The organism is Leucobacter albus, assembly GCF_039528015.1.
Lineage (GTDB): Bacteria > Actinomycetota > Actinomycetes > Actinomycetales > Microbacteriaceae > Leucobacter > Leucobacter albus.
In genome coordinates, this window is record NZ_BAAAKZ010000017.1 from 1 (window position 1) to 25809 (window position 25809).

The following is a 25809-nucleotide window of genomic DNA, read 5'->3' on the forward strand; positions in this document are numbered from 1 at the left end:
CCGCAGCGGTTGGGCAGGGAGAGGGTGAGACACGCCCAACGCCATCCACACGTTTTGGCCGATAGCCCCAGCCGAAGCCGAAGCCGAGCATCGCCGAAACGTTTGGCGCAACGCAAAAAGCCCCGGAAGACCGGGGCTTTTATTTCGCTGGGATACCAGGACTCGAACCTAGAATGACGGTACCAGAAACCGTAGTGTTGCCAATTACACCATATCCCAATGTGGCTTTGGCCTCTCTTTCGAGCGCCGCACCAAGAGTTAACTTTAGCGGGTTTCCCCGCGGAACTCAAAACCGGCCCGGCGGCGCGCGGCCGCCGGGCGCGCCGCGCCCCGACGCGCGCTACCGCGCACTACCCCGTGATGCGCTCGCGTACGAGCGGCCCGGGCGCGTGAGCCCCTGGCGCGGCCTCGGCGTCAACGGCCCAGGCCCCGTCGAGGGCCTCAAGCGCCCGCGGGAACCGGGAAACGTCTTCGGCGGAGAGCGTGAACAGCGGCTGGCCAGCAACCACCTGATCGCCTGGCTTCGCGTGCAGGTCGATGCCTGCCGAGTGGATGACGGGATCCTCAGCGCGCGCACGGCCCGCCCCGAGCCGCCAAGCCGCGATACCGAACGGAAGCCCCTCAAGCTTCGACATCACCCCAGAAACGGGGGCCGTGACGACGTGGGCCTCGCGCGCGACCGGCAGCGGCGCGTCAGGGTCGCCGCCCTGCGCCGCGATCATCGCCCGCCAGGAGTCCATCGCCCGGCCGCGGTCGAGCGCGCCCGCGACGTCGGCGTCAGGCAGACCCGCGAGCGCAAGCATCTCCTGCGCGAGCGCGATAGTGAGCTCGCGCACGTCGGCCGGGCCACCACCGGCGAGCACCTCGATAGACTCGCGAACCTCGTTCGCGTTGCCGATTGTGAGGCCGAGCGGCACGTTCATGTCGGTGAGCAGCGCCGACGTCTTCACGCCGGAATCGGTGCCGAGCGCAACCATCGTCTCGGCGAGCTCGCGCGCCATCGCGTAGTCCTGCATGAACGCGCCCGAGCCAAACTTCACGTCGAGCACGAGCGCGCCCGTGCCCTCGGCGATCTTCTTCGACATGATGCTCGACGCGATGAGCGGGATCGAATCGACCGTGCCGGTCACGTCGCGCAGGGCGTAGAGCTTCTTGTCTGCCGGGGCGAGGCCCGACCCGGCGGCGCAGATTACCGCGCCAACGTCACCGTCGAGCTGCGCGAACATCTCTTCGTTCGAGAGAGCCGCCCGCCAGCCAGGGATCGCCTCGAGCTTGTCGAGTGTGCCGCCCGTGTGGCCGAGGCCGCGGCCCGACAGCTGCGGCACGGCAACGCCGAACGACGCGACGAGCGGCGCGAGCGGCAGCGTGATCTTGTCGCCGACTCCGCCGGTCGAGTGCTTGTCGACGGTCTGTTTGGAGAGGCCGGCGAAGCTCATGCGCTCCCCCGAGTTGATCATCGCGTCGGTGAGCACCCGAATCTCGTCGCGCACCATGCCGCGCTGATAGATCGCCATCGCAAACGAGGCCATCTGCGCGTCGGAGACGTAGCCGCGGGTGTAGGCGTCAACCATCCAGCGCAGCGCAGGCTCGGGGACCTGTCCCCCGTCACGCTTTGCGCGAATCACATCGACGGCGTCAAATGGCTCAACACTCATGATTGTCCTCTCGGTGGGTGGTCGAAGCGGGGCGGATCGCGCCCGCCGGTGGTGCGTTACTCGGCGACTCGCTCGAGGTCGCGCGGCCCGAACGCGTCGGGCAGCACCTCGTCGATCGTGCGAACACCCGAGACGGTCTCGAGCAGCATGCCCTCGGCGGAGTGTTCGTAGAGCAGCTGCCGGCAGCGCCCGCACGGCATGATCGTCTCTTCCGCGCCGTTCACGCACACGAACGCGACGAGCTTGCCGCCGCCGCCCATGTGCAGGTCGCCAACGAGCGCGCACTCGGCGCAGAGGGTGAGCCCGTATGAGGCGTTCTCGACGTTACAGCCCGACACGATTCGCCCCGCGTCGGTGAGCGCGGCCGCACCCACCGGGTACTTCGAGTACGGCACGTAGGCGTGGTCGAGCGCCGCGACCGCGGCCGCGCGAAGCGAGCCCCAGTCGATGGCGTTCGCCTCGCCCGGTCGCGAATCTGTCACGGCGCTATCCCTTCACGTAGGGCTTGCCGCTCGCGGCTGGCGCGCGCGACTTCCCGGAGAACCCGACGACCGCGAGGATCGTCACGACGTACGGCAGCATCGACATGAACTCCGAGGGAATCGGCGAGCCGAGGTTGTTCAGCAGCGTCTCGAGGTTCTTCGTGAAGCCGAAGAGCAGGGCCGCGAGCGTCGCCCGCCACGGATCCCAGCCGCCGAAGATGACCGCGGCGAGGGCGATGAAGCCGAGGCCGCCGGCCATCTCCTTGTCGAACGCGCCGACCGAGCCGAGCGTGAAGTACGCGCCGCCGATGCCGGCGATCGCGCCCGCGAGCAGCAGGTTCCAGAACCTCGTCGGGTTCACCTTGATGCCGACGGTGTCTGCCGCCTGCGGGTGCTCGCCGACGGCGCGCAGGCGCAGGCCCCAACGGCTCCGGTAGAGCGCCCACGTGACGAGCGGCACGATGATGTACGCGAGGTACACGATGAGGGTCTGGTTGAAGAAGACCGGGCCGAGTACGGGGATCTCGCTGAGCCCCGGAATCGCCCAGCGCGGGAAGCGCGGCGGCGAGTTCAGCGTCGCCGCGTTCGGCTGCATGAGCGCGCCGTGCAGGAAGCTGGTGAGGCCAGTGATGAGCACGTTGAGCACGACGCCGACGATCACCTGGGTGACGACGTAGGTGATCGAGAACACCGCGAGGATCGCGGCGACGAGCGCACCGGCGACGAGGGCACCAAGGAGGCCGGCGACGTAGGAGCCGGTGATCGATGCGACGAGCGCGCTCGTGAACGCGGCGAACAGAAACTGGGCCTCGATCGCGACGTTCACGACGCCCGCGCGCTCACCGATGACGCCGCCGAGGGCGCCGAAGATGAGCGGCACCGACAGCGACAGCGCACCGAACAGCAGACCCGTCACGGGGACGATGCCGCCCGCTGCCGACCAGGTGAGGAACAGGAAAATGCCGACGACCGCGAAGATCACCGTGAACCACAGCGGAATCTTCTTGTACTGCATGGCAAAGACGAAGGTCAGCGCGGCCATCGCGGCGAGGATCATCGCGCACGCGATGACGGTGCCGGCGGTTGGCAGCGCGACATCGGGCAGCTGCAGCGACTGGGTGCGGTCACCCAGCCGGTACGTGCTTTCACCCGAGCGGCCAGCAACGAAGGCGAGGATCAAGCCGATAACCGCGACGACCGCGAACGCGATCGGCGCCTTCAGGCTGCGCTTGCGCACGAGCCCCGCGCTGTCGACGACGACCTGGGTGCCCGTGAGTTCGTGGACCGCGCTCATGCCGACGCCCCCTTCTGCTGGAGTGCGCGCACTCGGTCGAACCGCTTCATGCCAAAGACTGTGCGCACGAGCGGCGGCGCCGCAATAAACAGCACGATGAGCGCCTGCACGACAAGCACGATGTCGACGGGAATGTTCTCGGTGATCTGCATCGTGAAGCTACCCGCCTTCAGTGCGCCGAACAAGATGCCCGCGGCGACGACGCCCCACGCCCGCGAGCGCCCGAGCAGCGCGACGGTGATCGCGTCGAAGCCGATGCCTGCGTCGATGTGGCTGCCGAAGCCGGTGGTGATGGTGCCGGCGATCTGGTTCGCGCCCGCGAGACCCGCGAGACCGCCGGCGATCGCCATCGCGTAGAAAATGATGCGCTCGACCTTGATGCCCGAGGCGCGGGCCGCGTGCGGGTTCTCACCAACGGCGCGCATGCGAAAGCCGAGCGACGAGCGCTCCATGAGCCACCAGACGAAGCCGGCAGCGAGCAGCGCGACGATGAAGCCCCAGTGGGTCGTCAGCGGTGCGCCGAAGAGCAGCGGGAACGTCGCGCTCTCTGGCGTCACCGGCGAGATCGGCTGGTTGCCGCCCGGGCGCATGAGCAAACCGGGCGTCGACAGTAGCCAGGCGATGAAGTAGAAGGCGACGAAGTTCAGCATGATCGTCAAGATCACCTCGTGCGCGCCGGTGCGGGCCTTGAGAAAGCCGACGAGGCCGCCCCAGATGACGCCGCCCGCGATACCCGCAATAACAACGAGCGGAAGGTGCACGAAGAGCGGGAGATCCACCCCGAACATCACGAAGCCGGCCGCGGCGGAGCCCATGAGCATCTGGCCGCGGCCGCCGATGTTGAAGAGGCCGACGCGGAACGCGAGGCCGACGCCGAGGCCCGCCATGATGAGCGGGGTCGCGAAGTTCAGCGTGTCAGACAGCGGCTTGATCGCCCGCAGGAAGCTCGGCGCGTCGTAGTTGAAGATCGAGCCGCGAAAGAGCGCGGCATAGCCGCCGGCGATCGCGTCCCACAGCGCCACGAACGTGTCAGAGGGGCGCTGGAAGAAGTACCCGGAGGCCTCGATGACCTTGGGGTCGGTGAAGGCGATGAGCAGGCCCCCGATGAGCATCGACAGCACGATCGCGAGCACCGTCGTTGTGACGGAGCTCGAGAGCAGGTCGGAGATGAGCTTGTTCTGGGGCGGCCGCTCGGCGACCTCGGGCTTCGACCCGGCGGGCTGCCCGTTCGTCTCTATTGTCGATGCGCTCACGCCGCGACTCCTTCGGGGGTTTCGCCGGCCATCATCAGGCCGAGGGTTTCGCGCGAGGCGTTGCCGGGAACGATGCCGATGATCGTGCCCTTGTACATCACGGCGATGCGGTCGGCGAGGGCCGAGACCTCGTCGAGCTCGGTCGAAACGAGTACGACCGGAACGCCGGCGTCACGCGCCTCGACAATGCGGGTGTGAATGAATTCGATCGAGCCGACGTCGACGCCGCGCGTCGGCTGCGAGGCGACAAGCAGGTTCAGGGGCCGGCTCAGCTCGCGGGCGATGACGACTTTCTGCTGGTTGCCGCCAGACAGGCTGCCGGCAGGAGCATCGGGGCCCTGGGTGCGAATGTCGTACTCCGAGATCTTCGACACAGCGAAATCGTGCAGCACGCCGCGGCGCACCGTGCCCGCCCGCACGAATTCTGGGTCGCTCGAGCGGTTGAGCATGAGGTTCTCAGCCACCGAGAAGGCCCCGACGAGGCCGTCCTCGATGCGATCCTCCGGCACAAAACCAACGCCGTCATCAATAATCTGCTTCACGGGTTTGCCGGCGATCGACTTCCCGTTGAGCGTAATGTCGCCAGAGGTGAGCTGTTGCAGCCCTACGAGCGACTCGGTGAGCTCGGTCTGGCCGTTGCCCTGCACGCCCGCGATCGCGAGGATCTCGCCCGGCCGCACCTCGAGGCTCACGCGGTCCACGACAATGTGGCCCGTGCTGTCTGCGATGGTGACGTCGGTGAGCTTCAAGCCGCCCTCGCCGAGCTTCGGAGCGTCTTTGTGCACGGTGAGCTCGACCGCGCGGCCGACCATGAGCGAGGCCAGCTCGTTCGTCGACGACTCGGGAGAGGCCTCAGCGACGACCTTGCCGTGGCGAATCACGGTGATGCGGTCGGCGACCTCGCGCACCTCGCGCAGCTTGTGCGTGATGAACACGATGGCCGTGCCGTCGCTGCGCAGCTGCCGCATGATCTCCATGAGCTCATCGGTCTCCTGCGGCGTGAGCACCGCGGTCGGCTCGTCGAATACGAGCACCTTCGCGTCGCGCGAGAGCGCCTTGATGATCTCGACGCGCTGCTGTACCCCAACGGGTAGGTCTTCGACCACTGCGTCGGGGTCGACCTCGAACCCGAAGCGCTCCGCGACCGCGCGCACGTGATCGCGCGCGCTCGCGAGATCGAGCGCGCCCGCGAATTTCGTGTCTTCGTGGCCGAGCATCACGTTCTCCGCGACGGTGAACACCGGAACGAGCATGAAGTGCTGGTGCACCATGCCGATGCCCGCGGCCATCGCATCGCCGGGGCCGCGGAAGTGCTGCGGCGCCCCGTCGACGACGATCTCGCCCTCGTCGGGCTGGTAGAGCCCGTAGAGCACGTTCATGAGAGTGGACTTGCCGGCGCCGTTCTCGCCCAGTAGGGCGTGAATTTCTCCGGGTCGCACCTCGATCGAGATGCGGTCGTTCGCGGTAAATGATCCGAATCGCTTCGTGATCCCGCGCAGTTCGAGGGTCATGCCGTCAATCTATCCAAGTTCGTTTCTCTGGGGTAGTGCATAGGCATTTCCCCGGGTGAATCCAAGATGGCGGGCCGGTGAGCGATCGAAGATCACCCACCGGCCCGCCATAACACTGCCTTACGGCGAGGAGGGCGACTCGGCGTCGATCGAGCCGTCGATGATGCCGGCCTTGATCTCGTCGAGCTTGGCCTGGAGGTCAGCGGGAACCTTGTCTTCGAAGTCGTTGAACGAGGAGAGGCTGACGCCGCCGTTCTCGAGCACGCCGACGAAGGGATCGGTGCTGAACTTGCCCTGAGCTGCTTCCATCGCCGCGTCGTACACGGCAACGTCCATGCTCTTCATGATCGAGGTGAGGAGGATGTCCTGGACCTTCGGGTCGGTGTCGTAGACGTTTGCGTCGACGCCCATGAGCTTCGCGGTTCCACCCGAGTCGCGGATAGCCTCGCCAGCCGACTGGTAGATCGGGCCGCCGACGGGCAGCAGCACGTCAGCGCCCTGATCGAGCAGGCCCTGCGCCATCTGCTTCGCGGTGTCGTTCGCGGCGAACTCGCCGGTGAACTGGCCGTCTTGCTTATCGAAGTCCCAGCCGAGAACCTTGACGTCCTTGCCGTTCTCGGAGTTGAAGTGCTCGACGCCCTTCTGGAAGCCGTCCATGAAGATCGTGACGGGCGGAATCTTCGCGCCGCCGAAGGTGCCGACGGTGCCGGTCTCGGAGTTCGCTGCAGCGGCGTAGCCGCCGAGGAACGCGGCCTGAGCCGTGTCGAACACGAGGGGCTTGATGTTCGGTGCGTCGGTCTCGCCGTCGAAGTCGTTGTCAGCCCAGTCATCAATGATTGCGAACTGCACGTCGGGGTTCGCCTTCGCGGCGTTGACCGTCGGCTCCGAGAGCATGAAGCCCACCGAGACAATGAAGGTGCAACCCGAGTCGACGAGACCGCTGAGGTTCGCAGCGTAGTCGCTCGCGCTCTTCGACTCGGTCTTGCCGAGCTCTACTTCGAGCTCATCTGCGGCCTTGGTCAGGCCCTCGAAGCCGAGCTGGTTGAACGACTTGTCGTCGAAGCCGCCCTCGTCAGAGACCATGCAGGGCTTGAAGCCCGCGACTGCCTCTGCGCCGCCGCCTTCGCCGCCAGCTTCAGGTGCCTGCCCACACGCAGCCAGGCCGAACACGAGGCCTGCTGCGGCGGTGACGCCGAGCATCTTCTTCGTAGTTGAGATGGTCAATGTATAAACCCCCGTGGATGAGCGCCCGCGCCAGCCGCGAGCGATTATTAACTCAATAGTGTATTCCTACAGCACACCGACCCCAGACGCACCGCGTTCCCATAAATGGTTGCGATTCCGATATGAAAACGCATCGACTGCGCTCAAATGCTACGCACATCCCCCAAATGTCGCGCGAAACCGCAACGCGGGTAAGTGCTGTGCGCTCCTCAGCGAGTCGATCGGCGCCGCGGCGCAAGGGGGCAGCTCCCCCGGGCACTCACGCCGGCGGCGCGTCCAGCTCAACAACACGCTCAAGGGCGGCGAGCGGATCCGCGAGCAGGTGACGATCTTCCGGGTGCGTGCGATAGTACTCGATCACCTCGGCCACGATCACCGGGTCAGACCCGAAATAGATCGGGTACACAATGTACGCACCGCCGGAGGTATCTGCGAGCCCCAGCACCGGGTTCTTGCTCAACATATGAATCTCGGGGGGCAGCAGCTCGTCCCAAGGCAGAAAGAGACGCGACAACCCCTTTCCAGTGTGCACTCCGTCGGTATGCAGCTCGATACCAACAGGAGGCACCCCGCGGTGGAAGGGGTACACGACTAAGACGAGCATCGCGATAAGAACGATCGTCTCGCGGAACGAAAGCCCTTGAACTCGCGCGGATGCTGTCACGACTAGCGCGCCAGCCGCAATGGCTACGATTCCAGCAAACAGCAATGACCAAAGGCTCAGAAGCTAGCCAGACATGAACCGGAGCGTTCCCTGGATAGCGACGCGCACCCGCCCGGGGGACATTGCGAAAACTCCTTGAAACGCCCATACAGTAAAGGCCGAGAGAGCAGCCAAAGCGATTCTCGCACCGTTGATTGGTGGATCGAGAATGAACCCCAAAACGAAGGACAGGCCGAAGAGCAAACACAGCCCAACCCAAATCCCTGGTCTGCGGATTGACATAGGCCTGTACCGTTCTGGCAGTTCTAGGCTTGAACCGTACGCTTGGCAGCGCAGCCTGGCGTACTTACCCGAAAACATAGTCAAAGTCCCCTGCGTCGATCGCCTCGCGAACATCCAACGGAACCAAAGCGGCCCATCCCGCTTTCAAGCCCTCGCCGATGCCCCACCCACCAAGAACGATCGCTGATAACACGACGCCCGGACCTAAGCCGACAGACGCGAAAAAAACTCCAACGAGCGCACCGCCTCCAATCGAGCCAACGGCGCCAATCGACGCGGACGTCCACGACCCGCCGTTCGCAATCTCGATGCTTGCCGCAACTACCTCGATCGCTCCTCCACCGGCGCCGAGGAAAAGCTTCCCAGTCTTCATGAAGCGGACCTGCTTAGCAAGAGCATCGGCCTCAGCCCGTAGCCTTGCGGCATCAGTCCCCTGGGCCGGAATGCGCACAGCCCTGTTGCCGGAGCGCCGCCGCTCCGCCAGCGAATCCCGGGCCACCTGCGCTTCCTTCAAGCGTTGTTCGAAGACAGTCAAGTTCTCTGCCCATACTGCCCCTGAAAGAGCGACAGGGAAGCCTCTAATTGCTTCATTTCCCTTCTTGAGCGTTTCGAACGCCGCGGAAAGCGCATCAAAATCTGTCGCGCGCGCAATGAGGGGAACCATGTGGTCAATGATCCAGTCCTCAAGATCGATCCACCAGGCTTCCACCTTCTCGCCGATCCGCTGAAACACTCGACCCGCTTCTGCATATTCCTCACCGGTCATGACGTCTACGCATTCCCCGTTCGGGCCAACCGCGTAGGGGTTCGGTGCACCTGGCGCGGAGATGTAGGTTTTCGGCGCCTCGGGCATGTCGATGAGGTTGCCATTCACCAACAAACGCGCAGTTGCTGCTTCGTCCAGATAATCGGCGAATGTAAGGCGCCCACGCTCGATACGGCGCGCGTAGGCACGAAACACTGTTGCAGCGTCGGCGGCATATACATCCACAGGATCTGCAGCTGCGGCGATCGCGTCAGTGCTGTCGCGAAAGCCCTCCCCACTCCGACCTTTCCAAAACTCAATTGACTCAGCTGAAGTCTTCTTTAACCGCTGCTGCAAGTCATTGCTCGGCACTGAGACCTTGTTATCCAACCAGGTCGCAAGCTCGAATACACCACTCGGGTCGCCCTCAATCGTCACATCGATGCTCATTCGCCAAACTCCGATTTCGAAAAGCTATCGAGAGCATCTGAGACAGCCGATTCATCGACTAGTTGTCCGTCTAGTGCGGCGCCAGCCACAGCACCGAGGGCCTGGGACGCGTCGACGGCCAACTGCGCGGCTTCAACGGCCAGTCGAGTAATGAATGAAATCTCCCCGCTCGCCAAACCACCATCAAAGCTTGACGAGAACCCGCCAAGGGCATCGGCAGATTCCCTTGCGATCTCACTGTTCTTCTTGATGAGTTCAGCAATCATCTCCCCGTCAACTGCAATCTCGCTCACAGCAACCGCCCATTCTCCCGAAGATGCGCCTCAAATTTCGGATCAAACGCAACAGTGTCGAACTTGTTCTGCTCTTTGATCTCTGCAAGCGATTCAATAGCAACGAGCATCCACGGCTGATTTTCACCGCATTGCTCAGCGAGCCGGTCAAGTGCTGTGTAGGCGACCAGCGCAGGCCGACCATCCGGAAGCTCCCGCACATCAGCAATCGGCCCCTCCGAGGTTTCGCCACGCATCGGCAGCTACAGAACGGGGGGAATGATTCTGGCGTCACCCGTCGCATCGGCTGCGCGAAACTTGGAGGTATTCGCCTGCACCTTTCCAAACATTGCTGGTGCTTGTGAACTCATATCGCCACGTTAACACCCGGTAGGTTCAAAACACACATCACACCTGGAACGCCCGCATCCCGGCACAAACTGACGGCGCAGCTCCCCTAACCGTCCTCGGAAACGGGGTCGGTGCCGCGCCCGTCGAGCGCGTCGATGTAGCGCAGCACGATGCCCTCGCGCAGCGCCCACGGCGAGATCGTGAGCGTCGACACGTCAAACACCTTCATCGCGGTGCGCAGTACGACGGCTCCCGCCATGATCTGGTAGCCGCGCTCCGGAGTGATGCCGGGCAGGTACTCGCGCACCGAGCCAGGCATGTCGCGCAGCGTCGGCTCCCACTCGCGCAGGCCCGCGTAGTGCAGCTCCGCGAGATCGCCGGTCGCCGGGTCAGGTGGCCCGCCGATGAGCCTGGCGAGCGAGCGGATCGTCTTCGACGTTCCAACCACACGCTTCGGCTTCGGCCGGCCCTTGAAAAACTCGTTGCGCGCCTGGGTAAACTCGGCGCGGGCGTGCGCGCGCAGCCGCGAAATGCCCTCGGCGGTCGGCGGATCCTCGGGCAAATACATGATCGTCGAGCGCCCAGCACCCAGCGGCAGCGACACCTGCACGTCGGGGTATTCGTCGGCCCCCTGCGCGATCTCGAACGAGCCGCCACCGATGTCGAACAGCAGAATCTCGCCGGCCGACCAGCCAAGCCAGCGCCGCACCGCGAGCATCGTGATGCGCGCCTCGTCTTCGCCGGAGAGCACGTCGAGCTTCAGCCCGGTTTCGCGCTCGATGCGCGCGAGCACCTCCTCGCCGTTCGCGGCCTCGCGAATCGCAGACGTCGCGGTCGCGAGCAGGTCATCGACACCGATCTCTTGCACGGTTGCGACGGCCTCGGCGATCGCCGCGATGATGCGGGTGACGCCCTCTTCGGTGATCGCGCCATCGTCGTCGAGGTAGCGCATCAGGCGCAGCGTGGAGCGCTGCGAGTGGTACGGGTTGGGGCTTGCCCCGGGGTGCGCGTCAACCACGAGGAGATGAACGGTATTCGAACCTACGTCGATGACTCCGAGTCGCATGCGTCTGATTCTATTGCGTCTACAGCTCTTCACCGAGCGCACGCAGCGCGAGCCAGGCAGCGGCGCGATCGTCGGGGCGACTCATGGACAGGCCCGTGAGCTCCTCGACGCGGTGAATTCTGCTCACGAGCGTTTGCCGGTGAACGCCGAGGCGGGCCGCGCTCGCCCGGTGCGCGCCGTGCTCGGCGAGAAACACGTGGAGCGCCTGCAACAGCTCGCCGTGCGCGCCGCGCTCGTCGCGCAGCTCATCGAGAATGCCGCCGAGCTGGGTGCGCTGCTCGCCCGAGATCGCGTCGAGCACGAAGTCGACGGTCGGCAGCTCGGCGTAGCGCTGCACCGCCTGGCCCGCGTCGAGCGCCGCATCAAATGCCTGCCTGGCCTGCACGGCGCTCCGCCCGAGCGCGTCGACCGGCGCCGGGGCGCCGACCCCCAAGTGCAGCGTGTTCGCGCCGGGCTGCGCGAAGCCCGCGACCCGGGCCACGAGATCGCCCACGAGCTGTTCGGGCAGGAAGCCGCGCACGCGGCCGGGATCCGCCACGAAAAGATACTCGGCGCCGAGCTCATCAAGCCAGCGCTCAACCAGCCGCTCGAGATCGACAGTGCGGGTGCGCGCGCCGAGCACGAACCCGGTGAGCGCTCGCTCGCGCACGCCCCACCGCCCGACGAGCGCCGCGGCGGCCTGCCCACCCGCCTCAAGAATGTCGACGAGCGCCTCGCGCCCGAGGTGCTCGGTGAGCGACGGGTTGCGGGTGCGGAGCACGAGATCGAACAGGGCCGCAGCCTGCGATGCGAGGTCGCGGATCCGCCCCGTCGCACTCGAGCGGGAGGCCACGACGAGGTAGCCCGTGAAGTCAAGGTCTGAGCCGACCTGGTGGGTTTGCAGCCCGGGGTGGCGCACCCGCACCGGGGTGCCAAGCGCGACGGCCTTCGCATCATCGAGGTGCAGCCGGCCGGCACCCGCGCTCGCGATGAGCTGACCGTGCGCGTCGAGCAACACGGCCCAACCATCGATGCGGTGGGCGAGCTCCGCCATCGCGGCGGTTGCTCCCCCGCGCCTGGCCACCTGCGTGAGCACGCGCGTGCCCGCCGCGACGAGCCTGTCTGACGCAGCGCGGTCGTCGGCGAGCATCGCGGCGAGCCGCCAGTGCAGCGCCTCCCCCGCGAGCGTCGCGCCGAGCACCGCGCTCATGCCGTGCGCGGCGAGCGTTTTGCGCAGCCGCGGGGTGTCTTCGTCAGTGACAAACACGGCGCGGGCTGTGACCGCGGCGGCCTCGCTCCCCTGCGCAAACCGCTCGTCGAGGTCTGCGACCGACCCGGTGACGAGCGTCGCGAACTCCGCGCTCGCGACGACAACGTAGTCGCCGACCCGGGCGAGGCCCTCGCACGCGGTGTGGTCGGCGATGCCGTGGTCGACGTAGCTACCGCCGACGACTCGCGCGACCATTCGCAGGTCAAAACTCATGCCTGAATCGTACCAAATGTCGAACCCGGGCTCTCGGCTTCGACATTTGGCGCAGTGACATTGCGCGGCGAACCTCCTTACACTCCTTGAGTCGAACAAGTGCGCCGGTGTGTGCGCGCCCCAATGGAGGAGAGAAGACATGAAAGCAGTCGTGTTCCGTGAGCCGGGCACCCGCGTCGCCGTCGCCGATGTGACCCTCGCGCCGCCGAAAGCGGGCGAGGTTCGGGTGAAGATCGCCGCCGCCGGCGTTTGCCACTCCGACCTGCACGTCAAGCGCGGCGAGTGGGAGGCTCCCGCGCCGATGGTCATGGGCCACGAGGGCTCTGGTGTCGTCACCGAACTCGGCGAGGGCGTCACCTCGCTCGCCGTTGGCGACCACGTCGTGCTCAGCTGGGTACCACCGTGCGGTGAGTGCCGCTACTGCCTGCAGGGCCACGAGGCTCGCTGCCAGAAGGTCGCCCAGGTCATCAACGCGAAGGGTTCGCTGTTTGACGGCACCTCGCGCCTGAGCATCGAGGGCGAGGAGGGTGAGGCGGAGTCGCTGCACCACTACCTCGGCGTCTCGTCGTTCGCAGAAGAGGTCGTCGTGCCGGCGTCTGGCGCCATCAAGGTGCGCGACGACGCCCCGCTCGACGTCATCGCCGTCGTCGGCTGCGCGGTCGCCACTGGCGTCGGCGCCGTGATGAACACCGCAGCCGTCGAGCCCGGCTCGATCGTCGCGGTGATCGGCTGCGGCGGCGTCGGCCTGAACGTCGTGCAGGGCGCGAAGCTCGCGGGCGCCGAGCGCATCATCGCGATCGACGTCGTGCCAGAGAAGACCGACATGGCGATGCAGTTCGGCGCGACCGACCGCATCGACGCGTCTGAGGGAAACGCTGTTGAGCAGCTGTTCGAGCTCATCCCCGACGGGGTCGACTACGCCTTCGACGCGATCGGCCGCACGGTCACGACCGAGCAGGCGATCCAGATGCTCGGCCTCGGCGGCGCTGCCGTCATCGTCGGGCTCCCGCCAACGGGCGCGAAGGCGTCGTTCGAGCCGCTCGTGCTCGCCGAGGCAGACCAGCGCATCCTCGGGTCGAACTACGGCTCGGTGCGCCCCTCGATCGACATTCCAGCGCTCGTCGACCGCTACATGGATGGGCAGCTGAAGCTCGATCCGCTCATCTCGGGCCGCCGGTCGCTCGACGACGCCGCAGACGCGCTCGACGACCTCGCCGCTGGCGGGGTGCTGCGCACGCTGCTGATCCCGTAGTTCCCGTCTTTCCCGCCTTTCCAGTACCAAACTTCTCAAAGGAGAGTTGCATGTCTCAGTCCACAACCCAGAAGGTCGACGCCGGCCTGCGCGAAGGGGTGATGTCTGGCCCCGAGCTCGCGGCCCAGGCGATTGCGAGCATCGCGCCGAGCGCGGTCATCGCGTTCACCGCCGCCTCGATCTTCCTCGGTGCGGGCAGCGGCACCATGTTCGCGTTCGTGCTCGCCACGATCGTGATCCTGTGTGTCGGCTACATCATCAGCATGTTCGCGAAGCGTCACGCCTCCGCGGGCTCGCTGTACACCTACGTTGCGCAGGGCCTCGGCCCTGCCGGCGCGTTCGCCGCTGGCGTTGCGCTGCTCATCGGCTCCTGGGGTATCGCCGCCGGCTCGCTCGGTGGTGCCGTGTCGTACATGTCTGACCTGCTCGTCATCTTCGGCATCGACTCCGCGGGCTCGACCCCGTGGCTGATCGCGCTCGCGGTGATCATCGGCGGCGGCGCGACGTTCTTCACGATCCGCGGCATCCGCGTTTCTGCGCGCATCTCGCTCGTGCTCGAGCTGCTCTCGGTCGCGATTATCCTCGTGCTGCTCGTGACCGCGCTCATCGTGCTCGGCGACGCGGCGTGGGATCCGACGCAGTTCTCGTTCGAGGGCGTGCCGTTCCAGGGCGTTGCTGCCGGCATGGTGCTCGGCATCCTCGGTTTCGTCGGCTTCTCGTCTGCCGATGCCCTCGGGCGCGAGGCAAAAGACCCGAAGAAAGCGATTCCCCGCGCGATCATGTGGAGCGCCGTCGCGGTCGGCGTGCTCTACGTCTTCTCGGCCTACACGCAGATCGCGGTGCTCGGCGACGAGCTTGGCGAGGTCGCAAGCCCGCTCCAGGCCGTCGCCGAGAAGGTGAACATGCCTGGCTGGTTCACCCCGATTCTCGTATTCGGTGTCGCCGCGTCGTTCTTCGCCGTTGTCGTCGCGCCGCTCAACGTCGTCGGCCGCATCATCTACGTGATGGGCAAGGAGGGTATGGTGCCCGAGCGCTTCGGCCGCACCCACGAGACCCACCTCACCCCGCACCGCGTGCTGCTCATCGCTGGCCCCGCCGCGATCGTGCTCGACATCGTGCTGCTGCTCCTCGGCACCCACCCGATGGACATCACCGTGTGGGTCGACACCTACGGCACGTACGGATACATGGTGGCGTACTCGCTCGTCGCGATCGCCGGCGTCGTGTACACCACGCGCGAGGGCATCAAGAACCGCATGATCTGGGTGACGGCGACTGTCGCAGTCGTCGCGATGGCCTACGTGTTCGTCGCAAACGTGTACCCGGTTCCCGTGTTCCCGCTCAACGTCATTCCGTACATTTTCATCGTCACGATGCTCGCCGCGTTCTCGCGCTACTGGTGGGTGAAGAAGAACCGCCCCGCAGTTCTCGGGCGGGTCGGCAAGACCCACGTCGAGGAGATGGCGGGTATCGGGTAGGGCGCCGGGCCGCCTGGCCGGCCTGGCCCGCCCGGCCCGCCGCCCTGCCCGCCGGCCCCACTCGGCCCGCCGGCCCCGCCGGCCTCCATATGGCGCTTGTTGTCGCCTCAGCCCCCGCTTGGCGACAACAAGCGCCATATGCGACCGGCGCGGGTGCGCCTAGGCTGGCAGCATGACGAGCTTTGCCCCCGAAATCGACCCGGCCTCTGCAGTTCCTCCGTTTCGGCAGCTCCACAGTGCGGTTATTGCCGCCGTGAGCGCGGGCGAGCTGTTGCCTGGCCAGCGGCTCCCGACGGTGCGGGGGCTTGCCGCCGAGCTCGGGCTCGCGACGAACACCGTCGCGTCTGCGTATCGCGCCCTGGAAGACGCCGGTGTCGTCGAGGGGCGGGGCCGGGCCGGCACCTTCGTCGCGCTCGGCGACGACCCTGTCGCGGCGGCCGCGCGCCAGATCGCGCAGCGGGCCGTCGGCGAGTTCTCCGCGCTTGGGGTCGAACGCGCGGCGGCCCTCACCCTGCTGGGCGAAGCCTATGAGGCTGACGAGCCGGGCGGGGCATAGGGCAGAGCGAGCCGGGTCGTCGCGGCAAATACCGACACGAAAGTGTCGTTTCTCCGCCAGTCTTCCCATCTGCCCAGCGCGGCGGGCTAGGGTGGAAAGATTAGCGAAAGGGAGTTGATGGACGGCTTCAGCCCAACAACCGAAGAGTTTCACCAACGGCCCCAAACCGCGAGCGAGAAAACGCTCGCGGTGCTCGAAGCGGCACTGCTCAACACGAGGTTTAGCGATATTGTTGTCGCAGCTCAGCTTCCGAAGTCGACCGTGCATCGCATTCTCGCGATGCTGAAGACCTCTGGCTTCATCACTGGCGACGCAGAGCGCGGCTTTCGTGCCGGGCCGCGGTTCACGCGCCTGGCTGGGCGCACACTCACCGAACTCGATGTCGTCGCCCTCGCTGAGCCGATTATTGCCGATCTCGCTGCCTCCACTCAGTGCACCGTGCACCTCGGCGAGCCCGGCGACGAAGAGGTCGCCTATCTCTTCGGCGCCGAGTCGCAGAGGCCGTACCGGGTGCGCTCCCGCGCAGGCGGGTCGGCGTGGCTTCACACTACGGGCCTCGGCAAGGCCGTGCTCGCGCATCGAACCATCGACGAGGTGCAGAACTACGCCGAGCGCACCGGGTTGCCGGCGCGCACCGACGCAACCCTCACCGCGATCGAGGAGCTTATCGCCGAGCTCGAGCACATCGCCGAGCGCGGCTACGCACTCGACCTCGAGGAGCACGAGGTTGGCACGGTGTGCGTGTCGGCGGCAATCTTCAACCACCGTGGCGAGCCAGCTTATAGCCTGTCGATCTCGTCGCTGGTGGTCGCGCACCCCGACGACACGATCGAGAAGTTCGCCCCGCGCACGGTCGCGGCGGCAGCTGAAATCTCTGAGCTGCTCGGAGCCATGCGCTAGGTCTCGCTGATCTGTTTGGGTGCTGCGAGGGCTGGCCTGCGGACGCGGCGGGTCAGCGCGATTCGCGGGCAGCGATCACAGCGGCTTGCTGCGCCTCGGGGAGCCGGCGGATCGCCTCGCGCACAGTGAGCCCCGAAGCTCGGGCGGCGCGCTGCTCGATCCACTTGTAGACCATTTCTGGGCGCTTGCGAGACATATCGCGCAAGACCCACCCGATTGCCTTGCGGATGAAGAACTCCCGCTCGTCGAGCATGCCGTCGGCGTACCTGCCGAAACGTTCAAAGTCACCCCGCCCCTCGCGAAGTGGGATCAGGTGGGCAAGCAGGGCGGAGCGACGAATCCAGAAATCGCCGTCGTCGGCCCAGCGATCGAGCACAGCTGCAAGGCGAGCGCCGTCGCCACCGTTGTCGCCATGCTCCGTGCGTTCCACGAGTGGCCCAACGATTGACGCCGAGATATCGTCAACGAGCGCCCAGGTGCGAGATTCGCGCAAGAACCGTTCGAGCAGCACGATATCTTCGGGCACGAGCAACGCGCTGCGCGCTTCGATCAGTGCTGCGGCGGCGGCTCTCCGCTCGTGCACCGGCTTCTCCCACAACCGGGTCGCCGAGTCGATGAGCTCGTCGTGGCCGAGTTCGACCCCCTTGAGCGCAGCCTTCACTGCGGCGCGCGTCTGCGGCACGGTGACCCCGTAGTGCTCAATCTCACTCTTCAGGTACGCGCGCTCCCGTTCGGCTCGGTCGGCGGTAGCGCGTTCTCGCAGGCCGGCATCGATGGCGGCAACGAGGGCAGCGACATCTCGCTGGTCGCCACCCCTACGGCCGGCCGCACTGGTATTGGCATCGCTGTAGTCGGCGCTGAAGCGTTCACTCATGTGAACCTGCCTGAACGCCCATGGGCGGCCGGAGCACCATGTGCACGCGCGGCCCGTGCTCGAGCAACCCGAGCGCGGCCTCGGTAGCGACAAGCCGCTCGTGGAAGGCGCTCGGAGCAGCATCGACCACAGCGAAGCCGAGGCGGGCATAGAACGGCGCGTTCCAGGGCACATCTGCGAAGGTACGGAGGGTCACCGCAGCGAAGCCGTGCTGCCACGCGGTGTCGATTGCTGCGTCAACGAGCGCGCGCCCGATACCCCGACGCGCAGCGTCGGGGCTCACCGACAGCTGTTCAAGGTGAAGGTACTCTCCGCTCTCGATGAGCGTCGCGAACCCCACGACCGCACCGCCCTGCGTCGCCTCGAGCAGGCGCTCGGGTTTTCCGTGTGGTGGTGGCGGTGGCGCAGCTTCATTCCAGGGGAACGCGCCGAAGTGTTCGCGAAACAGCTCATCGGCGGCCGCCTCGATCAGTCCGTGCACGTCTGGGAGGTAGCGTTCGGCCTCGGCTATGAGCACGCTAGGTGCTTGCTGATGCTCACTCATCGTGTTCCTCCCTGGGCTGCGGCCCACAGCTCCGAACGGTGCCGTAGTAGCTCAGTAGCTCGCGCCCTCGGAGGGCGCAGCGGCAGCATCCCAGGCGCCGACGATTGCCCCCGTCGCAGAGACCCCGAACCGTGTCGCCCCAGCTGCCCAGAGCTCGCGCGCGGTCGCAGCGTCGCGAATGCCTCCCGACGCCTTCACGCCGAGCCGACCGCCGACCGTGTTGGCCATGATCTTCACTGCGTGGGCGCTCGCGCCCCCAGCTACGTTGAAGCCGGTCGAGGTCTTCACGAAGTCTGCGCCAGCTGCCTCGGATGCCTTGCAGCAGCCGACGATCTGCTCGTCGCTGAGCGACGCGCTCTCGATGATGACTTTCAGCACGCTGCCCGGGCACGCATCGCGCACGGCACGAATCTCGGCCTCGACGCCCGCCCAGTCGCCCGCGTGCACGAGGCCGGGGTTCACGACCATGTCGACCTCGTCAGCGCCATCGGCGACGGCGCGGGCCGCTTCAAACGCCTTCACCTCGGCGTGGTGCACACCAGATGGGAACCCGACGACGGTGACGATCTCGAGACCGCGCTTGTCGACGGGCAAGAGCGACGGGCTCACGCAGACGCGCTTCACTCCGAGCGCGGCAGCGCCGTCGAGAAAGGTGTCGAGCTCTGCGGCGGTCGTCGGCGGCGCGAGCAGCGTGTGGTCGGCGATCGCGAGGAAGTGTTCAGGGGTGAGTGCCTGGGAAGTCATAGTCTGAGTCTAGATACCCGGGGCTGCCCACGCGAGTCGGCGCGGCATACTCGCAGCCCGCCGCGTCGGCTCAGCTACACCGTCGGGCCGACCCGGGTCACTCGCACGACCGGCTCACCCTCGAGCTCAGAGGCCGCAAGGTCGATCTCGCCCTCGATTGCCCAGTCGCGGTCGCCCGCGGGGTCGAGCAGCACCTGCCGAAAGCCCCACTCACGATCGCCGCTACTCGACCGGTCGAGGGTGAGCAACCCGGCCGAGCGCGCGTCGGCGTCGACGCGAATCTCGTCGTACTCGGTGTAGTAGCCGTCGAGGGCCTCGCGCCACTTTTGCTCCCCAAAGCCGTGCGCAGCGTCGAGCGTTTCGAGCTCGTCGTAGTGCTCGAAGGCGGCGGCCTGCACGCGGCGGAAGAGCGCGTTTCGCACCATCACGAGGAAGGCCCGTTCGTTCGCGAGCAGTGAGCGGGCCGGCGGCGGGCCGACGAGGGCCGCCTCGTCTGAGCCGTGACGCGCGGCAAGCTCGGCCGCGACGTCTGGGTTTGCGAGCTCGGTCCACTCGTCGATGAGGCTCGAGTCGACCTGGCGCACGAGCTCGCCGAGCCAGTCGATGATTTCGTCGAGCTCTTCGGTCTTCGCGGCCTCGGGCACGGTCCGCTCGAGCGCCCGGTAGGCGTCGCTGAGGTACCGCAGCACGCCGCCCTCCGCTCGCCCGAGCCCGTAGTAGTTCACGAGGTCGCGGAACCCGAAGGCCCGCTCGATCATGTCGCGCACGACCGACTTCGGGCGCAGCTCGTAATCGCGCGCCCACGGCACCTCCTTGAGGTACTCCTCAAACGCCTCGCCAAGGAGCTCCGCGAGCGGTTTCGGGTAGGTGATTTCCTCGAGCAGCTCCATGCGCTCGTCGTACTCGATGCCGTCGGCCTTCATCTGGCCGATCGCCTCGCCGCGGGCCCGATGCTCCTGCGCGCGCACAATCGCGCGCGGGTCTTCGAGGGTGGCCTCGATCACCGAGATCGCGTCAAGCGCGTAGGTTGGCGATTCGGGGTCGAGCAGTTCGAGGGCGGCGAGCGCGAACGGCGACAGCGGCTGGTTCAGTGCAAAGTTCGACTGGAGTTCGACGGTGAGTCTCAGCAGCCGCTGGCCGCGACCGTCGACGTGGGTCTCGACGATGCCGCCGCGCACGAGCGTGCGGAAGATCTCGATCGCCGTGCGGGCGTGCGCGAACTGCGCGGCGCGCGGTTCGTGGCTGTCGAACACGAGCGTGCGCAGCGTGTCGAGCGCGTCGCCCTCGAATTCCTCGCCGCGCCCGATGACGCCGAGCACCATGGAGTGCGTGATGCGCATGCGGCTCACGAGCGGCTCCGGCGACGCGGCGACGAGCTTGTCGAGGGTCTGCTCCGTCCAGGCAACGAAGCCCTGCGGGGGCGACTTCTTCTTCGCCGGTTTCGGCTTCTTGCCGCCGGTCGCTTTCGCGGCAGCCTTCGCCGCGGCGCGCGCGTTCTCGACCTCGAATTCTGGCGCGAGCGCGATCACGTCGCCCTCGGTGTCGAAGCCGGCCCGCCCGGCACGCCCGGCGATCTGGTGGAACTCGCGCGCCGACAGCCGGCGCATCTTCTCGCCGTCGTACTTCGTGAGGGCGGTGATGACGACGGTGCGGATCGGCACGTTGATGCCAACGCCCAGCGTATCCGTGCCGCAGATGACCTTGAGCAGGCCCCGCTGCGCGAGCTGTTCGACGAGGCGGCGGTACTTCGGCAGCATGCCGGCGTGATGCACGCCGATGCCGGAGCGCACGAGCCGCGAGAGCGTCTGCCCGAAGCCAGCGGAGAACCGGAACGCGCCGATCGCCTCGGCGATCTCGTCGCGGCCAGCGCGGTCGACGAGCTTGATGCTCGCGAGGGCCTGCGCTTGCTCGACGGCGTGCGACTGGTTGAAGTGCACGAGGTAGGCGGGGGTCTCGCGGTCTTCGACGAGCTGCTCGATCACCTCGTGCGTCGGCGCGACGGCGTAGCTGAAATCAAGCGGCACCGGGCGCTCGACGCCGGTCACGAGCTCGGTGTCGCGCCCCGTGCGCCTGGTGAGGTCGTCGGCGAGTTCGGTGACGTCGCCGAGCGTCGCAGACATCAGCAGGAACTGCGCGTCCTCCATGAGCAGCAGCGGCACCTGCCAGGCCCACCCGCGATCGGGGTCAGCGTAGAAGTGGAACTCGTCCATCACGACCTGCGTGATCCCGTTCGCGTCGCGGTCGCGCAGCGCGAGGTTCGCGAGAATCTCGGCGGTGCAGCAAATGATCGGGGCATCGGAGTTGATCGCGGTGTCGCCGGTGATCATGCCGACCCGATCCGCCCCGAACACGGCGACAAGCTCGAAGAACTTCTCGCTCACGAGCGCCTTGATCGGCGCCGTGTAGACGGTGCGCCGGCCCTCGGCGAGCGCAGCGAAGTGCGCGCCGAGGGCGACCAGCGACTTGCCCGTGCCGGTCGGCGTCGCGAGCACGACGTTCGACCCGAGCGTCATGCCGAGGATAGCCTCTTCTTGCGCGGGGTAGAGTCGCAGGCCGCGCTCCTCCCACACCCACTCCTCGAACATCGCGAAGGTCGCGTCTGCCGACGGGGTGGCCCCGCCGCGGGCGGCATCGTCTAATTGACGCGCAAGACTCATCGCGTGTCCCTCTCGGTTGGTAGGTGTGGGTCGGGTCAGTCGGCCCGCGAGCGTCACTCGTCGGCGTCGAGCTCGGCGAATCGCTGCTGCATTGTCGGGTTCGACCTCGTCAGCTTCTTGATCGACATGTCTTGCGCCTTGTTGTTCGCAAGGCGCAGGTTGTTGCCCGACCGCATGAGCAGGTCTTTCACCTTCTGCATCTCGGCGATCGACTTGTCTATGCGGTCGATGGCCTCGCCAAACTGGCGCTCCGCGACCTCAAAGTTCTTGCTAAACGCGTTCTTGAACGTATCGAGGTCGCTTTCGAAGTTGGTGATGTCGATGTTTTGCGATCGCACCAGCTCGAGCTCCGTCTTGTACTGCAGCGAGCCGAGCGCTGCGTTTCTGAGCAGCGTGATCATCGGAATGAAAAACTGCGGCCGAATCACGTACATCTTCGGAAAGCGGTGCGACACATCAACAATACCGCTATTGTACAGCTCGCTTTCTGGCTCGAGCAGCGACACGAGCACTGCGTACTCGCACCCTTTTGCACGCCGATCGTCGTCGAGCTTTTTCAGGAAGTCTTCGTTGCGGTGCTTCGTCGTGGTCGTGTCGGTCTCGTTCTTCATCTCGAACATGATCGAAACGATCTCAACGCCGTCGGCGCTGTCGCGGAAGACGTAGTCGCCCTTCGTGCCGCCGCTCGCGTCGTTGTCTTTCTCGAAGTAGGCGTTGGGAAACGCCGTCGCCCGAATCTGGTTGAACGAAGTTTCGCAGTGCTGCTCGAGCGTCTCTCCAACCATCTTCGTCGACAGCCTCGCCTTCAAATCGCGCAGCCGCTCGATTGCATCGTCGCGGTCTTTCAGCTGCGTTTCGTAGCGCTCCTTCAACGACTGCTCAGACAGCTGCTTTTCAAGCTCTGCGCGTTCGAGGCCGCGGTGCAGCTCGTCGCGCTCACGCGCCACCGCGCCGACCGCTTCTGTGATGGCGAGCTGCTGCGCGGTCTCCCCAGCCGCGATCTCAGACCGCAAGCGCTGAATCTCGGTGTCTTTCTCGGCCGCGGCGCGCTGCTGCTCGGCCTCGAGCTTCGCAACCGCAAGGTCGACCGCGGCACGGGCATCGAGTTTGGCCTGTTCAAGCGCGGTCTGCAGTGCGTCGCGCTGCTTCTCAACCTCGCCAAGCGCTTCGGCGACCGCGAGGCGCTGCGCGGTCTCCCCCGCCTCGAGCTGCGCGCGGAGCCCCTGAATCGTCGCATCTTTCTCTACCGCGGCCTCGCGCAGCTTGCCCTCGGCCGCGGCACTGGCCAGCTCGAGCGCACTCTGCTTATCTTGCTCGGCGAGCTCGAGCCGCTCGTGCAGCTGCTGCTCGAACTCGCGGTCTCTGACCTGCTTGAGAATATCCGCGTAACCCGCCTCGTCGACGGTGAACGCTTTGCCGCAGTGCGGGCACTTGATCTCGCGCATCGAGCCTCCTGGTTGCTGGTTGTGCGGTGCAACCAAGCCTCTCACAGGCCACCGACACTTCTGCGCGGCGGCCCGATGGCACCAGCACGAAAGGAGCACGCTGCCAGCAGGCTGCCAGCGCGTTGCACCACGCTGCCGGCACGGCATCTGCGAATGTCGGTGCCACTCGCTAGCCTTAACCCATGCCGAACCCACTGCTCTTCCAGCCATACACGCTGCGCGGTCTTGAGGTGCGCAACCGCCTCTGGGTCGCGCCCATGTGCCAGTACGCTGTCGCCGAGCGCGACGGCGTTCCTCGCGACTGGCACCTGCAACACATCGGCGGGCTTGCGCGCGGCGGGGCCGGGCTCGTGGTCATCGAGGCGACCGCGGTTGTCGCCGAGGGGCGCATCTCGCCCGAAGACCTGGGGTTGTGGAACGACGAGCAGGAGGCCGCCTTCTCTCGGCTCGCAACGATCGCGCACGCTCACGGCGCGAAGATCGCGGTGCAGCTCGCCCACGCCGGCCGCAAGGCGAGCACCTTCAAGAACTGGCCGGGCGAACCCGTCGGCTCGGTGCCCCACGAAGCTGGCGGTTGGGCCACCGTCGCCCCGTCGGCGGTGAGCTTCGGTGAGGGCTACGCCGAGCCGCGGGCGCTCACCACGGCCGAGATCGCCGGGCTCGTGACGGCGTTCGCCGACGCGGCCGACCGCGCGGTGCGCGCTGGAATGGATGCGGTGGAGATCCACGCCGCCCACGGCTACCTGCTGCAGGAGTTCCTTTCGCCGCTCTCGAACAGGCGCGAAGACGACTACGGTGGCCCGCTCGAACACCGCGCAAGGTTTACCCGTGAGGCGATTCAGGCGATCCGCCACCGCCACCCAGAACTGCCCATCATCGTGCGCCTCTCGGGCACCGAGTGGGTCGACGGCGGCTTCGACGTCGAAGACGCCGCGACCGTGAGCGCCTGGCTCGCGGCAGACGGGGCTGACCTCGTGCACCTGTCATCTGCTGGGAACACCCCGGCCGCGCCGATTCCCGTTGGGCCCTCGTACCAGGTGCCGCTCGCCGCACGCGTGCGCGAGGCCGGCCACCTTCCGACGGGCGCCGTCGGGTTAATCACCTCCGCCGCACAGGCCGAGGGGGTTCTCGCGACCGGTCAGGCAGACATCGTTTACCTTGGCCGGCCGCTACTCGCGAACCCGCACCTGCCGCTGCAGTGGGCTGCCGAGCTGCGGGCGCCTTCCGCTGCGGGCCTCGTTCCGCCCGCGTACCACCGGGCGCGGTTCTAGCGCATGGGCCTCACCCTCGATGACAGCGCCCTGCTGCGTGTGCGCATGCGCGCGCTCGGGCTCGACGGCAATTGGCTTGCCGACGCGGCCGGCGCGACCGGCACGGTGGGCACGACCGACGCGACCGGCACGACCGGCACGACCGGCACGACCGGCACGACCGGCGCGACCGGCGCCGCGGGCGCGGCTGACCCGGCCGACGCGGCTGACCTGGCGGGCGCGGCCAGCGCCGCGCGCGCCCGGGCCCTCGTCGAGCACCTGTTCGCTGTGCAGGGCCAAGACTGGCGCTCGTCAAAGTGGGCCCTCGGCGTGCGCGCGCCCGGCCTCACCGCCGGCGACGTTACCGCCGCGCTGAACGCGGGCACCGTCGTGCGCTCGTGGCCGATGCGGGGCACGGTGCACCTCGTACCGGCGGCCGACATCGGGTGGATGCAGCGCCTGACCAACCCGCGGGTGCTCGCGGGCGCACCGAAGAGGCGGGCCTTCCTCGGCATGAGCGATGCCGCGCTCGAGCACGCCTCCGAGGTCTCAGTGGCTGCCCTCACCGGCGGCAACAGCCTCGACCGCACAGCCCTCTCGCAAGTCTGGACCGAGGCGGGCATCGACTGGAAACCCAACTGGCGTTACCACCTGATCTGGTGGCTCTGCCAAACGGGGCTCACCACGTTTGGCCCGGTACCGGCGGCGGCTGGCGCTGCGGCAGACCCCGAGCCGAGGCTCGTGCTTGCCTCGGAGTGGATTCGGGAGCCTCGTGAGCTCGAGGGCGACGCCGCACTCGTCGAGTTCGCCACCCGGTATGTGCGCGGCAGGGGCGCAGTCAGCCGCAAAGACCTTGCATCTTGGGCGATGCTGCCCGCGGCGAGCGCGGCCCGCGGGCTGAGCCTCGCCGTCGAGGCCGGTGAGCTCGTCGAGGGGCGCAGGGCCGCAGTGACGGGCGCGGCCGGCGCCCTCTGGCTCTCGCCCGAGGCCCTCGCCGCCGCAGAAACTGGCGACGGCGCCGCGAGCGCAGCAACCGGCTGGCAGCTGCTGCCCGCATTCGACGAGCACCTGCTCGGCTTCTCGGAGCGATCGCCGCAGTTCGACTCGGCGCACCTCGGGTCGCTCATTCCAGGCAAGAACGGCATGTTTCTTGCGACCGTTGTGCGAGATGGGCGCGCCGTTGGCACGTGGCGCCGCGACCCGAAGACGGCAGCGCTCAGGGTGACGCCCTTCGCGGGCGAACGCATCGACGTCGCAGCACTCGCCCCGGAGGCAGCGCGCCGAGCCGTGTTCTACGGTGAGCCAGAGCCCGACCTGCAGCTCACAGCGGCCTAGGTATAGCTCCAAGGCCAGCTGCCGGCACACGACTGGGCGGGCAACCTGCGCGCACCGCCCCAC

At 66.9% G+C, this 25809-nt stretch carries 23 protein-coding genes and 1 tRNA gene; 6 read left to right on the forward strand and 18 right to left on the reverse strand.

What is annotated here, in order from left to right; all coding sequences use genetic code 11:
• Positions 1–147: 147 nt before the first annotated feature.
• From ABD115_RS15040 to ABD115_RS15100, 13 genes are all read right to left on the reverse strand, one after another.
• Positions 148–219: transfer RNA gene (locus tag ABD115_RS15040), tRNA-Gln, on the reverse strand.
• 131 nt (positions 220–350) lie between these two features.
• Complete coding sequence (locus ABD115_RS15045) at positions 351–1655, reverse strand: thymidine phosphorylase (RefSeq protein WP_343962347.1); 1305 nt, start codon at positions 1653–1655, stop codon at positions 351–353.
• Positions 1656–1711: 56 nt separating this feature from the next.
• The gene (locus tag ABD115_RS15050) at positions 1712–2137 is read right to left on the reverse strand and encodes a cytidine deaminase (RefSeq protein WP_343962350.1); all 426 of its coding nucleotides are present in this window, start codon (positions 2135–2137) and stop codon (positions 1712–1714) included.
• A 4-nt stretch (positions 2138–2141) separates the two neighbouring features.
• The gene (locus tag ABD115_RS15055) at positions 2142–3431 is read right to left on the reverse strand and encodes an ABC transporter permease (protein ID WP_343962352.1); all 1290 of its coding nucleotides are present in this window, start codon (positions 3429–3431) and stop codon (positions 2142–2144) included.
• Positions 3428–4684 carry an ABC transporter permease gene (locus ABD115_RS15060; protein ID WP_343962354.1) on the reverse strand — a complete coding sequence of 419 codons (1257 nt, stop codon included), beginning with the start codon at positions 4682–4684 and terminating at the stop codon, positions 3428–3430. The genes ABD115_RS15055 and ABD115_RS15060 overlap by 4 nt, the downstream gene beginning before the upstream one ends.
• A complete protein-coding gene (locus ABD115_RS15065) occupies positions 4681–6195 on the reverse strand; it encodes an ABC transporter ATP-binding protein (RefSeq protein ID WP_343962356.1) in 1515 nt (504 codons plus the stop codon). The genes ABD115_RS15060 and ABD115_RS15065 overlap by 4 nt, the downstream gene beginning before the upstream one ends.
• 120 nt (positions 6196–6315) lie before the next feature.
• Positions 6316–7419: a BMP family lipoprotein gene (locus ABD115_RS15070; RefSeq protein WP_343962358.1), complete on the reverse strand. Its 1104-nt coding sequence runs from the start codon at positions 7417–7419 to the stop codon at positions 6316–6318.
• 259 nt (positions 7420–7678) lie between these two features.
• A complete protein-coding gene (locus tag ABD115_RS15075; protein ID WP_343962360.1) occupies positions 7679–8083 on the reverse strand; it encodes a hypothetical protein in 405 nt (134 codons plus the stop codon).
• A 346-nt stretch (positions 8084–8429) separates the two neighbouring features.
• Positions 8430–9560 (reverse strand): hypothetical protein, encoded by a 1131-nt coding sequence (locus ABD115_RS15080; RefSeq protein WP_343962362.1) that lies wholly within the window; start codon positions 9558–9560, stop codon positions 8430–8432.
• The gene (locus ABD115_RS15085; protein WP_343962364.1) at positions 9557–9853 is read right to left on the reverse strand and encodes a hypothetical protein; all 297 of its coding nucleotides are present in this window, start codon (positions 9851–9853) and stop codon (positions 9557–9559) included. Before ABD115_RS15085 ends, ABD115_RS15080 begins: the two co-directional genes overlap by 4 nt.
• Entirely contained in the window at positions 9850–10089 is a 240-nt protein-coding gene (locus ABD115_RS15090) for an SAV_915 family protein (RefSeq protein WP_343962366.1), read from the reverse strand. Before ABD115_RS15090 ends, ABD115_RS15085 begins: the two co-directional genes overlap by 4 nt.
• A 200-nt stretch (positions 10090–10289) precedes the next feature.
• On the reverse strand, positions 10290–11249 hold the full coding sequence (locus ABD115_RS15095) for a Ppx/GppA phosphatase family protein (protein WP_343962369.1): 960 nt from the start codon (positions 11247–11249) through the stop codon (positions 10290–10292).
• Between the two features lie 19 nt (positions 11250–11268).
• Positions 11269–12711, reverse strand: coding sequence for a PucR family transcriptional regulator (locus tag ABD115_RS15100; protein WP_343962371.1), 1443 nt, complete (start codon positions 12709–12711; stop codon positions 11269–11271).
• 139 nt (positions 12712–12850) lie between these two features.
• Between ABD115_RS15100 and ABD115_RS15105 the strand changes: the two genes are divergently transcribed.
• The 4 genes from ABD115_RS15105 (at position 12851) to ABD115_RS15120 (ending at position 16897) form a co-directional block, all read left to right on the forward strand.
• On the forward strand, positions 12851–13963 hold the full coding sequence (locus ABD115_RS15105) for an alcohol dehydrogenase catalytic domain-containing protein (RefSeq protein ID WP_343962373.1): 1113 nt from the start codon (positions 12851–12853) through the stop codon (positions 13961–13963).
• A gap of 50 nt (positions 13964–14013) precedes the next feature.
• Positions 14014–15441: an APC family permease gene (locus ABD115_RS15110; RefSeq protein ID WP_343962375.1), complete on the forward strand. Its 1428-nt coding sequence runs from the start codon at positions 14014–14016 to the stop codon at positions 15439–15441.
• A 172-nt stretch (positions 15442–15613) separates the two neighbouring features.
• The gene (locus ABD115_RS15115) at positions 15614–15997 is read left to right on the forward strand and encodes a GntR family transcriptional regulator (RefSeq protein ID WP_343962377.1); all 384 of its coding nucleotides are present in this window, start codon (positions 15614–15616) and stop codon (positions 15995–15997) included.
• A 117-nt stretch (positions 15998–16114) separates the two neighbouring features.
• Positions 16115–16897: an IclR family transcriptional regulator gene (locus ABD115_RS15120; RefSeq protein ID WP_343962379.1), complete on the forward strand. Its 783-nt coding sequence runs from the start codon at positions 16115–16117 to the stop codon at positions 16895–16897.
• A 52-nt stretch (positions 16898–16949) separates the two neighbouring features.
• Here the strand turns inward: ABD115_RS15120 and ABD115_RS15125 are convergent, their stop codons facing one another.
• The 5 genes from ABD115_RS15125 to ABD115_RS15145 form a co-directional block, all read right to left on the reverse strand.
• Positions 16950–17771 (reverse strand): DNA alkylation repair protein, encoded by an 822-nt coding sequence (locus ABD115_RS15125; RefSeq protein WP_343962381.1) that lies wholly within the window; start codon positions 17769–17771, stop codon positions 16950–16952.
• Positions 17764–18315, reverse strand: a complete 552-nt coding sequence (locus tag ABD115_RS15130; RefSeq protein ID WP_343962383.1) for a GNAT family N-acetyltransferase — start codon at positions 18313–18315, stop codon at positions 17764–17766. The genes ABD115_RS15125 and ABD115_RS15130 overlap by 8 nt, the downstream gene beginning before the upstream one ends.
• A gap of 51 nt (positions 18316–18366) precedes the next feature.
• Positions 18367–19059, reverse strand: a complete 693-nt coding sequence (deoC, locus tag ABD115_RS15135; protein ID WP_343962385.1) for a deoxyribose-phosphate aldolase — start codon at positions 19057–19059, stop codon at positions 18367–18369.
• 74 nt (positions 19060–19133) lie between these two features.
• Positions 19134–21716 (reverse strand): DEAD/DEAH box helicase, encoded by a 2583-nt coding sequence (locus tag ABD115_RS15140; protein ID WP_382389511.1) that lies wholly within the window; start codon positions 21714–21716, stop codon positions 19134–19136.
• Between the two features lie 53 nt (positions 21717–21769).
• Positions 21770–23161 carry a DUF2130 domain-containing protein gene (locus ABD115_RS15145; RefSeq protein ID WP_343962388.1) on the reverse strand — a complete coding sequence of 464 codons (1392 nt, stop codon included), beginning with the start codon at positions 23159–23161 and terminating at the stop codon, positions 21770–21772.
• 182 nt (positions 23162–23343) lie between these two features.
• Here ABD115_RS15145 and ABD115_RS15150 point away from each other — a divergent pair, with 182 nt between their 5' ends.
• Complete coding sequence (locus tag ABD115_RS15150; RefSeq protein ID WP_343962390.1) at positions 23344–24432, forward strand: NADH:flavin oxidoreductase/NADH oxidase; 1089 nt, start codon at positions 23344–23346, stop codon at positions 24430–24432.
• Positions 24433–24435: 3 nt separating this feature from the next.
• Complete coding sequence (locus ABD115_RS15155; RefSeq protein WP_343962392.1) at positions 24436–25746, forward strand: winged helix DNA-binding domain-containing protein; 1311 nt, start codon at positions 24436–24438, stop codon at positions 25744–25746.
• The last annotated feature ends 63 nt before the right edge of the window (positions 25747–25809 follow it).

What these genes read in the sequence shown, in the direction of transcription:
- ABD115_RS15045 (WP_343962347.1), bottom strand. Translation starts at nt 1,655, where the DNA reads ATGAGTGTTGAGCCATTTGACGCCGTCGATGTGATTCGCGCAAAGCGT.
- ABD115_RS15055 (WP_343962352.1), bottom strand. Translation starts at nt 3,431, where the DNA reads ATGAGCGCGGTCCACGAACTCACGGGCACCCAGGTCGTCGTCGACAGC.
- ABD115_RS15115 (WP_343962377.1), top strand. Translation starts at nt 15,614, where the DNA reads ATGACGAGCTTTGCCCCCGAAATCGACCCGGCCTCTGCAGTTCCTCCG.
- ABD115_RS15110 (WP_343962375.1), top strand. Translation starts at nt 14,014, where the DNA reads ATGTCTCAGTCCACAACCCAGAAGGTCGACGCCGGCCTGCGCGAAGGG.
- ABD115_RS15155 (WP_343962392.1), top strand. Translation starts at nt 24,436, where the DNA reads ATGGGCCTCACCCTCGATGACAGCGCCCTGCTGCGTGTGCGCATGCGC.
- ABD115_RS15150 (WP_343962390.1), top strand. Translation starts at nt 23,344, where the DNA reads ATGCCGAACCCACTGCTCTTCCAGCCATACACGCTGCGCGGTCTTGAG.
- ABD115_RS15095 (WP_343962369.1), bottom strand. Translation starts at nt 11,249, where the DNA reads ATGCGACTCGGAGTCATCGACGTAGGTTCGAATACCGTTCATCTCCTC.
- ABD115_RS15120 (WP_343962379.1), top strand. Translation starts at nt 16,115, where the DNA reads ATGGACGGCTTCAGCCCAACAACCGAAGAGTTTCACCAACGGCCCCAA.
- ABD115_RS15100 (WP_343962371.1), bottom strand. Translation starts at nt 12,711, where the DNA reads ATGAGTTTTGACCTGCGAATGGTCGCGCGAGTCGTCGGCGGTAGCTAC.
- ABD115_RS15065 (WP_343962356.1), bottom strand. Translation starts at nt 6,195, where the DNA reads ATGACCCTCGAACTGCGCGGGATCACGAAGCGATTCGGATCATTTACC.
- ABD115_RS15130 (WP_343962383.1), bottom strand. Translation starts at nt 18,315, where the DNA reads ATGAGTGAGCATCAGCAAGCACCTAGCGTGCTCATAGCCGAGGCCGAA.
- ABD115_RS15145 (WP_343962388.1), bottom strand. Translation starts at nt 23,161, where the DNA reads ATGCGCGAGATCAAGTGCCCGCACTGCGGCAAAGCGTTCACCGTCGAC.
- ABD115_RS15140 (WP_382389511.1), bottom strand. Translation starts at nt 21,716, where the DNA reads ATGAGTCTTGCGCGTCAATTAGACGATGCCGCCCGCGGCGGGGCCACC.
- ABD115_RS15125 (WP_343962381.1), bottom strand. Translation starts at nt 17,771, where the DNA reads ATGAGTGAACGCTTCAGCGCCGACTACAGCGATGCCAATACCAGTGCG.
- ABD115_RS15090 (WP_343962366.1), bottom strand. Translation starts at nt 10,089, where the DNA reads ATGCGTGGCGAAACCTCGGAGGGGCCGATTGCTGATGTGCGGGAGCTT.
- ABD115_RS15080 (WP_343962362.1), bottom strand. Translation starts at nt 9,560, where the DNA reads ATGAGCATCGATGTGACGATTGAGGGCGACCCGAGTGGTGTATTCGAG.
- ABD115_RS15105 (WP_343962373.1), top strand. Translation starts at nt 12,851, where the DNA reads ATGAAAGCAGTCGTGTTCCGTGAGCCGGGCACCCGCGTCGCCGTCGCC.
- deoC (WP_343962385.1), bottom strand. Translation starts at nt 19,059, where the DNA reads ATGACTTCCCAGGCACTCACCCCTGAACACTTCCTCGCGATCGCCGAC.